Source organism: Methanobrevibacter sp., assembly GCF_017406825.1.
In the GTDB taxonomy this organism is placed as follows: domain Archaea; phylum Methanobacteriota; class Methanobacteria; order Methanobacteriales; family Methanobacteriaceae; genus Methanocatella.
Genome location: NZ_JAFQXT010000027.1, coordinates 52,338 through 65,198, shown reverse-complemented (window position 1 = coordinate 65,198; position 12,861 = coordinate 52,338). Strand labels below are relative to the sequence as shown.

The following is a 12,861-nucleotide window of genomic DNA, read 5'->3' as shown; positions in this document are numbered from 1 at the left end:
TAAAATTATTCTTTAATTGACCTTGCGAGTTCCGCACCCTTTTCGAACGCCTCGGCCAAAACATCCTCATCAGGAACAAACAATACATCCATTGTGTCGGTTACTGTGAAACCTGCAGTTTCCAATTCATCCTGAAGTTTTTTGACGGCACCTCCGCCCCAACCTTTGGATGAAAAGATTAATGCATTCTTTTCACTGCCGGTTCCTTTGAAGTTGACACAATCAAGCCAGTACATCATGTTACCTATTCTTGGGAACGGCTTGTTCATCATGGTAGGAGCGCCCAACGCAATGGCCTTGGAATCCAAAATGTCAGTGATTACATCATCAGGTCCGTCTTCCTGCATGAAGTACATTGCAACTTCAACACCTTCGCTCATGATACCTTCAGCTATCTGGTAAGCGAGCTTTTCGGTTGAATGGTGCATTGTATCATAAATCACAGTGATTTTATCCTTGCATACTCCTGATCCCCATTCGGAATATTTCTCAACAATAGCTCCAGGGTTTTTCCAGATTTGACCGTGACATGGTGCAATCATCTTGATGTCATTGATTAAGCCTGTGTCAGTCAATTCCTGCAGTTTCATCCTAAGCATTGGAGAGCCTAATGTAACAAGGTTGGCATAGTATTTCTGTGCCTCTCTAAGAAGATATTCCAAATCATAATCCTCATCGAACCTTTTTGAACGTGCTACGTGCTGTCCGAATGCATCGTTTGAGAACAGGATTCCATCTTCAGCAAGCAAAGTGAACATGCTGTCCGGCCAGTGAAGCATAGGGGCTGATACGAACTTTAAGGTTCTGCCTCCGATATCCAATTCATCTCCAGTTTGAACGGCATTGATTTCCAGATTACTGAAATTGTGATATTGGGCTTCTAGGAATTTGATACAATTGGCTGACGCATATATTTCAGCATCAGGATTGTATTTTTCAATGGTTTCACGTAAGAATGTGGAATGGTCCATTTCAGAGTGGTTTTGAACAAATACATCGATTTTGAATTCCTTACCCTCTTGTTCGAATGCATCCTTTACTCTTGCATCGAACTGCTCAAACATTCCACGATAAACATTATCGATCAATACAGTCTTTTCTTGTCCAAATACTAAATATGCATTGTAGGTGGTTCCTGGAATTCCATATCCATGGAAGGTTCTGCTGTGCCAGTGGATAACTCCAACCCAGTAAACACCGTCTGCAATCTTAACTGCTTTCGCTTTCATTTTCAAACCTCTAAAATATTTAAGTTATATAAATATATATTCTATATTCTATATAAATTATTATATGACTAAAAGAATCGATTTACATATGCACAGTTTATTCAGCGACGGGGAATTACTGCCCTCCGAACTTGCAAGAAGAGCATTGAAACTAGACCATGAAGTGATTGCCATTACAGACCATGTCGATTGGTCAAATGTGGATACCATACCTGCGATTCAGGATGCGATTGACGACATCAACGCCAACTGGGACATTACTGTGGTATTGGGCGCTGAAGTGACCCATGCCCCATGCGAATCAATTGACGGAATTGCTGCACGTGCAAAGGATTTGGGTGCAAAGATAGTGGTTGTGCACGGAGAAACATTAAATGAACCTGTGACCCCTGGAACCAACCGGGCCGCAGTTGAATCCGAAAACGTGGACATACTCGGACATCCTGGCTTAATCACTAAAGAGGAAGCCGAAATCGCTCTTGAAAATGACATTTATCTTGAAATTTCCGCACGTAAAGGCCACTGTTTGGGAAACGGCCATGTTGCAAACATCGCACGCGAAGTTGGAAACAGACTGCTCGTCGATACCGATACCCACGCCCCAAGTGATTTGATAACCTTCGACAAATCATATGAAATCGCATTGGGTGCTGGACTAAGTCACGACGAAGCAATGAAAGCTCTTGTCGATAATCCAAGAGAACTTTTGAAAAGCAAAGGAATCTTATGAAAGCATCAAAATTACTGTCCATGATAAGAAAGGATTTGGAAAACTATCCGATTGACTATCTGAGAAATAAGGTTACTGATCCAAGATATAGGGATCCGTTAACAAAAAAGCTTGCCAAATACAATTCCGGCGTGTACGATGAGATATATTCTATTGAAATTGCTGATGACTTTGAAATCAAGGACAAGGTAATAAAAAATATTCGCTCAGACATCGGGTTTTACTTTGACAGGTATGCCGGCGGCGATGATGAAACAAAACGATTCACTGAAAACATCTCCTTATACCTGGCACTGATTGCCAAAAAACCTCTCCATCCATTTTCAGATGACAAAAAGGATGACGTTTATTATCAGGACGGAACATATTATTGCAGAACCCGTATGACTGCAATTCATGATGAAAAATCACTTTGTAGATACTGCGTATGTAAAAATGTGGGATTTAGTGGGATGTTTTACTAAATTCCTCATAATCTTTTGAACTCAAAACATCCAAAAAGAACTTCTTTTTTACAGGACCCAACTCAGCCAAAAAGTCATCATAATATTGACCCTGTTTAATTTGTTCATAGTCCTTTTTAATTAAGTCAAACATATGAGGTTTGTCTTTTAATGGCAAGTCCCTTAAAGCAAAACGAGGGCCATTGATTTTATAGGCAAGCAGGTCGAACTTGTATGCATCATACCATCCATTTTTGATAAATATGTCGAGCAAGACCTGTCCGGCAGGAACGGTATCGAAGAATTTCTCATCAACGACATTGGTGATTGACTTGGTATGCTTACGCCTGACATACAGATGCTTTTTGATGATGGAAATTTTATCGGCCTTAAGATAGACATAATAAAAGAATGGCATGTCCTCAAAAAATATTCCTTCGGGAAACCTGGCATCGATTGATTTAAGGAATTCCTTTCTGTATATCTTCTGGCAGACCCCAACAGAAAGGTCAAAAATTGAACCTGGAGTCTCAGTAGGTGAAAACACCCTATTTTCAAATGACTCATCAAAAGTCTTCATGTCAAACCAGTCGTTTTCATAGAAAACCTCACCATCCCAGTTGATCATCTGGAAAAATGTCAAATCTGTTCCGAATCTGGTGGCCTCGCCGTAAGCTATTTCCAGTGCTTCAGAGCAAAACCAATCGTCGGAGTCAAGATACATTATATAATCTCCTTTGGCTATCTTTAAAGCGTTGTTTCTTGCGGCTCCCGGTCCGAGATTGTCCTGCGTGATGAGTCTAATCCTTTTATCCTCAAACTGATTGATGATATTCAATGTATTGTCAGTGGATCCATCATTAATGATAATCAACTCAAAATCGGCGAATGTCTGGGAAAGTACGCTTTCAATAGCTTTTTTGATATAATCCTGGGAGTTGTAAACCGGCAGGATTACTGAGATTTCTGGCATGTTTAATAATATAGATTTACTCGTATAAAAAATAGTTTGAAAGAAACTCATCAAGTTAAATCCGCAGTTCTTTCATAAACATATACTCCTCCGGAGCGATATATCTTATCATAATATCGATTATGCAATTTTTCATATGAGATAATATATGTGAAATTTGAATCCTTAAGTGGAACACCATAGAATGATTTTACATTTTTATCCAAATACCATTCATAGTATCTATTGATATAGGAACCTATTTCCTTTGATTGGTAATCAGAATCATAATCTATGATAAACTCGCAAACATTTATTATATCAATTCCTCTGTCTGCAATTTCCACAGTATCAGTATAATTGGCAATGACAAATAAACATATGATTATTAAAACTACAGGAACTAATTTTGATACTAACTTTTTTGGGATAAAATATTCCTGTTTATCATTTAATGAGTTTTTAGTATTAAAACCATTATCAAGAACGTTTAGGATATTCTCTAATGCATAGATAACAAAAAATACAAAGGCAGGTATTGTAGGTAAAATATATCTAATGCATTTTATATTCAGATAAGAAAATATGACCATGTAAAATATAAATAACGACAAATTTGCAATAAAGAAAACAGAATAAGTGTTATTCAAATCATATTTATGAAGAACAGATATGATTATAGAAATGCTCAAGAACAATCCTAAAAGTGAAATAAGATAATTATATCTGAATCCGTATCTTGATAAAATCAAAAATACTGCCAAGGAGAATAGCAAAACATAATTAAAATACTTTGTTTTATAAGAATTCTTGAAAAAATCGAATTTTAAATTCCTTCTGGCAGTATTGATAACTTTTAATATAATTCCAATAGATAATATGGCGCATATCAAATAAGCAAATAATGATGGTTCCTCAAAAAATTCAGTCAACCGGTCATTAAAGGTAATATGATTACATGATAAAAAATTTAAAAAGTTTTTAAAATAAAACCAGCGGTCTGTTATGTAATTTGGATCATTGAAATTGCTTTTAAATCCAACAACGGAATTAGATGCCTGGCCAATAAATGACAATTGGGCGCCATAAGACCATATTACATAAAATCCGAATAACAAAAGAAATGCTCCTAAAATAGAGGAATATAAAATCCATTTAAAATCCGGACTTCGGAAAAATGAGATTAATTGCTCTTTGAAATATGGCCTATCTGAAATAAGATTATCAATTAGACCGATAACGTCAAATTTTTTCATAAGATACAAAAGGATTATTAAAATAACAAAAGCACATGTAAATCTAATAAAAAATGAAATGACAAATGAGATGGCGGCAAGAATCCAATATTTAGGATTTTTATCAACAGCCGCAACACTGAATATTAATGTCCACAGAATAACTGAAACAGCAGGAACGTCAACCATACCATTTGAAAACCAATATAAGGTTATTGATAAACTACTGTATAATATGGCGCCGGTGAAACTTAATAATGAAGAAAACCTAACCTTCAAAAAGGTATACATCCCGAAAATTCCTAAAACACTGAAAAATCCTGTGACAATGAAAATCGCATTAATATCAACATAACCCATCCTAAAAAATAATGAAGTTAAAAAACAAATTACAGGAGCGTTTACCATACAATACGGACTAGATAAATTGTTGTAATTCATTCCTGCAAAATTAAGTGCATTGATTAAATATATATAAATGTCTGAATTAAAAGCACCTCTTAATTGGTTAAAATGAATTATATCCACAACCAAAAATAGGCCAAATACTAATAATAAAATTAGATAAGGTGCATCTCCCTTATCTAAATTCATATCATTGAAAAATGAGTTTATTGCCATTAATAGTGCTCCTAATTTAAATTTAAAATCTAACTTGCTGAGTTCATCTTTTCAAGTTCATATTCTAAAACAAATATATACTCTTTGTTTTTTTCAATTATTTTATCTTTTTCTTCAATTAATGATCTTAATCTTCCAATCTCTTTTTCCATTTCGTCAATTTTTCTATCACAATCGTTCATACTCATAAAAAACCCCTACTCATTATTGATTTTTTCCAATATTTCTGGAAACTCCTTGAAAATATCTTTTAATTGTTCATCGTTTTTTCCTGTCTTGTTTAAGTTCCATAGAGTATAATTATCTATAACTCCGGTTTCCCTAGCAACATTAACATATGTTAAAAAGTTATAAGGATTATCAATGCCTGTTATTTTTGTATTGTTTAATATGGCCATAGCCCAAAACCAGATGTCGTCAGCGGTCGGGCATATTCTCATGAATTTATCCTCATCAAAAACCTTTTCGCACAAGGCGCCCGGGAAATACATAGTGCCTCCTGCACCTGTAGGGAAATTCAAATAGGAAGGCTTTTTAAACCCATCAGATAACTTCCATTCATAGTAATCCAATATTCTATTTTCATCCTTTGCGATTACTCTTGGTCTGGAAGATATGATTGTATTTGGATTTTCAAGATAGGTATTCCATATCTTTTCTAGCCAGTCATTATGGTAATAAATATCATCATCGGCAGTTACAATGAAATCATCCGGATTTTCCTTTAAGATGAAAATCAGTTTTTTGTATGATTTGATATCGTGACACCATCTGATTGTTAATCCGTTTTCCTTCAGTTTTAAAACACTTTCGGGAAGATCATCTTCCTTATTGGGGAATTGTTCATCAGCTAACCATAGAATAACTTTATCGGGCTTGAAATTCTGTGTTAGCAAAGAGTATAAGCAGAAATGAATATCTTCCATGCGCTCTGGAAACGAAGTTAATGATACAACAATTGATTCATCCCTTTTCTCGGTATTGAGACCATATCCTGTGAAGTTATCGATTTCATGCTGCATCTCTTTTTTGTTAACGTGATTATGGTTTGTCTTTAAAGCATTATTGAAATTAAGATATCCATAATAGCTTTCATAATTTAAGACTCTTATATAGAAACTATATAATTCCAAGGGCATTTTCTTAAGGGCATCTGATTGCAGGTCTGATTCTATCAGATCATTTCTGATTTCCTGATAGATTTCTTCCATATCCCTATTTCCATCATAAGGATTTGTTCTATCGTAGGTGACCCATTCTATATGTATATCCAGAATTTCAGAGTCTTTGACTTCCCTTTCAGCAATGAATGGATTGTCAAGACCATACAAATCAGGTTTATCCAAATAGTTTACCCCATTTATAATTAATGAAGTATACTCAATGTAAAAATCGACCCTTTCCAAATTTTTATTCGCATAATAAATACTTCGAAGGAATACGTTTAAGATTCCGTCATTAATAGCCCTTATTTTTAAATCCAATTTGCCGCAGCAAGCCTCTATAATGATTCTTTTACCTTCTTTAATAACAAAGCCTCTAGGGAAGCTTTGCAACGGATTTGAAGCTGAATTTTCAATAATTTCAATGCCATTAGAGCTAATCCCAAAATTTCTAAGGTCTATCCTTGCCATGTCATTTTTATATAACTCACGGATATCTTTATCTAATTCATCAAGACGGTCCTTATATCCCAATAACTTAATAAATAAACCTTTATCCTCAAGTTTATCATATTCAGAACTTTTATCATAAATATAATTCAATTTATCATTTAATTGAGTTGCTTCTCCATGGTATACATCGGACTGTGATTGCGAGTGATTTTTGTCTTTAAGCAATCTTTTATTTTCCGCTTCTATTTTTTTAACATCTCTTTTAAGATTGTTATTCTTATGAGTTAACTTCTCATATTCATTTTTATAAAAAAGATAACTATTGCTTCTATTCAAAAAGTATTTGCCTATTGAAAAATTTCTGATGAATCTTAAAGGTTTTGTGATTTTCCAACTATTGGATGATAATAAAGTATTGTTTTCTTTTTTAAATCGTTTTATTTCTTTCCTTAATTCTTTATTTTCAGATTTTATTTCATCATTTTTCATTCCAATAGAAAAATGAGCCATCAATAATTTAAATTCCTTTGCAGTCCTAGAAATAAGTGCATTATTGAAAATTTGTATGTTTTTAGTTGTTAAATAAGATAAAATTTCATCATGACCATATTCATCACTCATTAATTGAAAGTCTTTTTTTATCTCTGTGAAAAATAGTTCATGGAGATTTTTTTCTACTTCAAATAATCTATTGTAGACTCCACTAACCTTCTTATTGAACAAATTTGATTTGAACTTATTGAAGATATTATGCTCCTGGAATATGTCAAAAATCATATTATGGATCTTTATCGTATCAATGAATTTTGCATTTGAAGAACTCATAACGGAAGAATGATGAATTCTGCGTTTATAATAATATTTTTTAACAAATAAAACCTTTTCTGCATTTAGAAAGGCATTCCAGAAGAAAATATTGTCCTCGAAAATGGTGCCTTCAGGAAACCTTACATTGAATTTGTTTATAAATTCATTATTATACAGCTTATTAACGGGAGAAACGGCAATCTTAAATATCAAATCATCAATATCCTCATAATTAAAGACATTCTCTCCAACATCGGCCAAATCGGCCATATCATAATAATCGCTGTTGAAATATTCATCTTCCTCATCATCGTAATTTATTAAAGGAAACATCAACATTTCAAGGTCTTTATCTTTGGATAATTTATAAATTTCCTCTAAGGTATTCGAATCAATGAAATCATCAGCATCCATAAAATATAAATATTCTCCTTGACAATTATCCAATCCTATATTTCTGGCATGACCTGCACCGGAGTTTTCTGTAGATATTATTTTAATCCTATTATCCTTTTTTGCATAATCTTCAAGGATATCTAGTGAATTATCCGTTGAGCCATCATTAACGCAAATTATTTCAATATCTTTTAATGTTTGATTGATAATGCTTTCCAAACACTCTGACAAATATTTTCCAGCATTATAAACCGGGATAATTATTGAAACTTTGATCATTATAATCTCCTTTTAATCTTTCTTAAAACATTCGTAAACTTTCTGAAATGCTTTGTTATTTTCCAGCTTGAAGATGAAAGAATTGATTTGTTCAAGTCTTTCTGCTTTGATAATTCCTTTTTAAGCCTATTGTTTTCATCGATCAATTTTCTGTTTTCCTTTTTGAGGTTGTCTCTTTTGACTATATATTCTCGGATTCGCACTTCATATTCCTTTGATTTGTATTCCTCAAGGGAATCAGATTCTAGAACAAAATTATATCTCTTTAATAATGCAGGTTTGACCAGGTGATTTTCACCTAAATCGATTGCCGAATATTCCTTTTTGGCACGCTGGAAATAGTCCTCCGAATCCGTGGACAACATATAGTTATTTATTTGAGTAATCTTAAACAGTTTAAACTCTTCTACAAATTCATCAAAATAATTTTCTTTCTTCAAAAATCTTTCAACAATATCGCATATGTCAAAAATGAATATGCCATTTGATGAAGTGTTGTTTATGGAATTTGGATTGAGTCTGTAATGATAAAAGAATTTTGGAATGAATGACATTTTTGATGCCCTCAGCATTGACTGGACATGGAACGGAGTGTCATCAAAAGCAACGTCTGTCGGGAATCTGAAATCATCATATTTGTCTAAAAACGCTTTTTTATATAACTTAGTCCATGGCGCGAAGGATGAATTCAGAACATACCTCTTGACATCCTTATAATCAAAAGTGAAATCGTTGAAATCAACATCCTTGAATACGGTTTCCAGGTTAAAACCCGGAATTGAATAGTCGATATCCTCACCCTCCCTGAATCTGGCTATCTTGAAAATCACCAAATCGGAATCGTTTTTAACTGCATTATTATATAATTCCTTAAAAGCATTTCTTTGGATATAATCATCAGGGTCGAAGAAATAAATATAATCCCCGCAGGCCTCATCCAATGCCCTGTTTCTTGCAGCGCCGCAGCCCGCATTTTCCTGATCGATGATCCTGACCCTACTATCCTTTTGGTAAAATTCATTTAAAATCTCAAGCGAATCATCTTTGGATCCGTCATTAACGCAAATCAATTCTATTTCCTTCAAAGACTGTTTTAATACGCTTGGAATAGATTCATGCAGAAATTTGGATGCATTATAAACAGGAATTATAACGGAAATCTTAGGGTTGATGAACAAGTCTTTCACTGAATTCAAGATATCCTCATCATCTTTAAATACCTCATATACAATGTCCTTAATTTCTTTAGTGTATCTGTTATGATATGCATTGATGAATTCAGCTAGCCTTTTCTCATAATTTGCCTTCATTTGGCTAAATCCAGCCTCATCCAAAATATCGAATGTCTCTTTAAAATGCTTTATATAATCATATTTTTTACGATAGGTGTTTATCTTTAATAGGCTTCCGGTTTTAGGATATCTGAAACCATATAAATCAACAGGAACGGTCGGAATCTTGTCAACGAGAGTGAATATTTCCGCTAAAAATACAGGGTCCTGGCCTCTCAACAAGTCCGGAAATATAATATTATTCTCTAACAAGAACTCTCTATTAAATATATTTTTATAAAATGAATAAGGAATTCCATATTCCTGAGGGGTTATCATTCCTTCTTCGCTGAATCTTTCCAAATTATCATTGACGACAAGTTCGCCCTTAATATTTATGCCAAGAAGGTTTGCTGAAACCATTAAAGCATTATTTTTTATTGCTGAGTCATACATTAGTTCCAATGCCCTTTCATTGATGAAAATATCATCCGAATCCAAATATGCAATAAATTCACCAGTTGCTTTTGTTAAAGCATAATTTCTTGCAATACCTGATCCTTCGTTTTCTTTTGTGAAAACCTTAATAAAATCATACTTATTCGAATAATCGTTAAGAATCTCTAATGAACTGTCAGTTGAACCATCATTAACACATATTAGCTCAATGTCCTTTAATGTTTGTTTGACGATACTGTCTATTGATTCGCTTAGATACTCTTCATCATTGAACACCGGCATTAAAATTGAAATTTTAACCCCATTATTTTTAAGACTCATATTCAATTCCCAAATCGTTAATTAAAAATATTATTCATTTATACTAAAATTCATTATTTATTTTATTTAATTTCTCAATTGCTATAACAAACTCTTCTTCAATATTATCAGTTGCTTTTAAAGCCTTTAACAAATTATGATTAGTTATTTTCTTTGGAATTACTGTATAATCATCATAAATTCCTTTAAGATGTTCATCACAATTATTAGGACATTTAAAAATCCTATCTTTAAACTTAATTGTTTTTAATGGAAATATGACATTTTCATCATAAATATGGAACTTATATTGTGTTTTGCCTCTTGGCGCTTCAGGTCCAGGAACAATATAAGATGAATGTTCATAAGTTAAATCCAAACTATCCATATACTCTTCAATTACGAGCTTAGGATTAACTTTATCATTGAATTTCTTTATCATTGAATCTCTTTGTTTATAATATAATTCATCAGTGATATTTTCAGTTGAATTTATATAATCATAAGGAAAGATATCTATGTTACTCATTGTAATCCCAAAATTTGGATATCTATAAGTAAATTGAATAAAAGCAATGACAAAATCATTAATGTTTACATGATAAAGCCTTAAATCGATGTCATTTTCCAAGTTATGCAATTTAATCTCTTCTTCGAGAATAGGATATAACTTTTCAAAATCCCTCCTCATCATACCAATATCCAAATCATCATCCCAAGGTATGAATCCTCCATGTCTCACTGCACCTAGCAACGAACCATAATCCAGCCAGTATTCCAAACCATATTTGCTGCAGATATTATCAATAAATGTTAATAACTCTTGTTCTAAAGTCTGCACCTGTTCCCATAACTTAATGGGTTTTAATTCATGGTTCAGAAATATGTTTTCAAATAAATCATGATATGAATCTAAAATCTTTTCATTTTCATTGATTTTCCTTTTAAGTTGCTTATTTTCTTTAGACAATTGATTTATCTTTTTATCCAAATCCTTAGTTAAAATTTCATGCTCTTTTTTATAGAAATTATAAGACCCGCTATGTTGCAAAAATTTATTTTTTAACTTGCCTAGCATAATTAACACTTCACCTAATTCTAACATCCGATTTGGAATAATTCAAATCCTTTTTTAATTATTTTCTTATCATAAATATTTCGTCCATCGAATATTACTTTCTCATTTAATTTATTTCCTAACAATTCAAAATCAGGATTTCTGAATTCTTTCCACTCTGTTATTAAAATCAATCCGTCACATTCATCTGCAGCGGAATATCTATTATCAACAAATTCTATTGAATCCAAATACTTATCATCAATTGCCTTTTTGAATTCATTGATAGCTTCCGGATCATATGCTTTGATTTTTGCACCTTTGTCAATAAGTGATGTAATTACTACCTGTGATGTAGCTTCACGAACATCATCAGTGCCGGGTTTGAAGGAAAGCCCCCAAATTCCAAAAGTTCGTCCGTTTAAATCACTACCAAACCTATCGACTACCTTGTTTACTAAGACCTTTTTTTGTTTTGCATTAACCTTTTCAACATTGGATAAAATCATAGGTTCATAACCGGCATTCTGGGCAGTATTGATTAATGCCTGAACATCCTTTGGGAAGCAACTCCCGCCATATCCGCAGCCGGCATAAATAAAATCATAACCTATACGCCTATCTGAACCGATTCCCAAACGGACCTGCTGGACATTAGCACCGGTAACTTCACAAATATTTGCTATCTCATTCATGAAGGATATTTTTGTTGCAAGCATTGCATTAGCAACATATTTTGTCATTTCAGAGGATTTTATATCCATTAAAACAAATCTATCATGATTCAATACGAATGAAGAATACAAATCTTTCAATATATCAAATATTTCATCTTTTTCCGCACCGATTACCACACGGTCAGGATGCATGCAATCCTCAATTGCCCTTCCTTCTTTTAGAAATTCAGGATTTGAAGCAATGTCAATTTTAACATTAGAGTTATTGTCCTGCAAGATTCTTTCTATATGCTCCTTAACTTTAAAACCTGTTCCAATTGGAACAGTTGATTTGATTACCACCAATGAATCATGAGAGATATTTTCAGCAATATCCGTTGCAGCTGAGAAAATATAATCAAGATTGGCTGAGCCATCACTTGCCATTGGAGTTCCAACGGCAATGAAAATAATGTCTGTTTCATAAAGAGCCTCTTTGATTTGTGTTGTAAATATCAAATCGCCTTTTTCCTGACCATTTTTTACCATTGTCGCTAAATGAGGTTCAAAAATTGGTAAAATTCCTTTTTTTAATCCTTCAATTTTTGATTCATCAATGTCAACACAATAGACTTTATTTCCCATTTTAGAAAAACATGCGCCGGTAACAAGTCCAACATATCCAGTTCCAATAACAGTAATATTCATAATCTCTCCAACGAATACAATATTTTAATTCTGTTTAATGATAATCTAGCAATAATTCTAATAACCTAAATGATATTAAAAATAACATTTAGTTGCAAATAA

The 12,861-nt window shown here is 33.0% G+C and carries 10 protein-coding genes; 2 read left to right on the top strand and 8 right to left on the bottom strand.

Features of this window, described 5'->3' with window-relative positions:
• Nucleotides 1-5 precede the first annotated feature (5 nt).
• A complete protein-coding gene (locus IJF99_RS04795; RefSeq protein WP_292792618.1) occupies nucleotides 6-1,229 on the bottom strand; it encodes an FprA family A-type flavoprotein in 1,224 nt (407 codons plus the stop codon).
• A 64-nt stretch (nucleotides 1,230-1,293) separates the two neighbouring features.
• On the opposite strand from IJF99_RS04795, the gene IJF99_RS04790 reads away from it, so the two are divergent.
• Both IJF99_RS04790 and IJF99_RS04785 read left to right on the top strand, forming a co-directional pair.
• A complete protein-coding gene (locus IJF99_RS04790; protein WP_292792616.1) occupies nucleotides 1,294-1,959 on the top strand; it encodes a histidinol phosphate phosphatase domain-containing protein in 666 nt (221 codons plus the stop codon).
• Nucleotides 1,956-2,423 (top strand): DUF2115 family protein, encoded by a 468-nt coding sequence (locus IJF99_RS04785; RefSeq protein WP_292792614.1) that lies wholly within the window; start codon nucleotides 1,956-1,958, stop codon nucleotides 2,421-2,423. Before IJF99_RS04790 ends, IJF99_RS04785 begins: the two co-directional genes overlap by 4 nt.
• Here IJF99_RS04785 and IJF99_RS04780 read toward each other — a convergent pair.
• Genes IJF99_RS04780 through IJF99_RS04750 form a run of 7 tightly spaced genes read right to left on the bottom strand, consistent with a single transcriptional unit; the run spans nucleotide 2,404 to nucleotide 12,759 of the window.
• A complete protein-coding gene (locus tag IJF99_RS04780) occupies nucleotides 2,404-3,375 on the bottom strand; it encodes a glycosyltransferase family A protein (protein ID WP_292792612.1) in 972 nt (323 codons plus the stop codon). The two genes, IJF99_RS04785 and IJF99_RS04780, sit on opposite strands and share 20 nt — an antisense overlap.
• 50 nt (nucleotides 3,376-3,425) lie before the next feature.
• Nucleotides 3,426-5,210, bottom strand: coding sequence for a glycosyltransferase family 39 protein (locus IJF99_RS04775; protein WP_292792610.1), 1,785 nt, complete (start codon nucleotides 5,208-5,210; stop codon nucleotides 3,426-3,428).
• A gap of 29 nt (nucleotides 5,211-5,239) precedes the next feature.
• Nucleotides 5,240-5,398, bottom strand: a complete 159-nt coding sequence (locus IJF99_RS04770; RefSeq protein ID WP_292792608.1) for a hypothetical protein — start codon at nucleotides 5,396-5,398, stop codon at nucleotides 5,240-5,242.
• Nucleotides 5,399-5,407: 9 nt separating this feature from the next.
• A complete protein-coding gene (locus tag IJF99_RS04765) occupies nucleotides 5,408-8,308 on the bottom strand; it encodes a glycosyltransferase family 2 protein (protein ID WP_292792606.1) in 2,901 nt (966 codons plus the stop codon).
• On the bottom strand, nucleotides 8,308-10,359 hold the full coding sequence (locus IJF99_RS04760; RefSeq protein WP_292792604.1) for a glycosyltransferase: 2,052 nt from the start codon (nucleotides 10,357-10,359) through the stop codon (nucleotides 8,308-8,310). The genes IJF99_RS04765 and IJF99_RS04760 overlap by 1 nt, the downstream gene beginning before the upstream one ends.
• Nucleotides 10,360-10,402: 43 nt before the next feature.
• Nucleotides 10,403-11,443: a LicD family protein gene (locus IJF99_RS04755; RefSeq protein WP_292792602.1), complete on the bottom strand. Its 1,041-nt coding sequence runs from the start codon at nucleotides 11,441-11,443 to the stop codon at nucleotides 10,403-10,405.
• Complete coding sequence (locus tag IJF99_RS04750; protein WP_292792600.1) at nucleotides 11,437-12,759, bottom strand: UDP-glucose/GDP-mannose dehydrogenase family protein; 1,323 nt, start codon at nucleotides 12,757-12,759, stop codon at nucleotides 11,437-11,439. Before IJF99_RS04750 ends, IJF99_RS04755 begins: the two co-directional genes overlap by 7 nt.
• Between the last annotated feature and the right edge of the window lie 102 nt (nucleotides 12,760-12,861).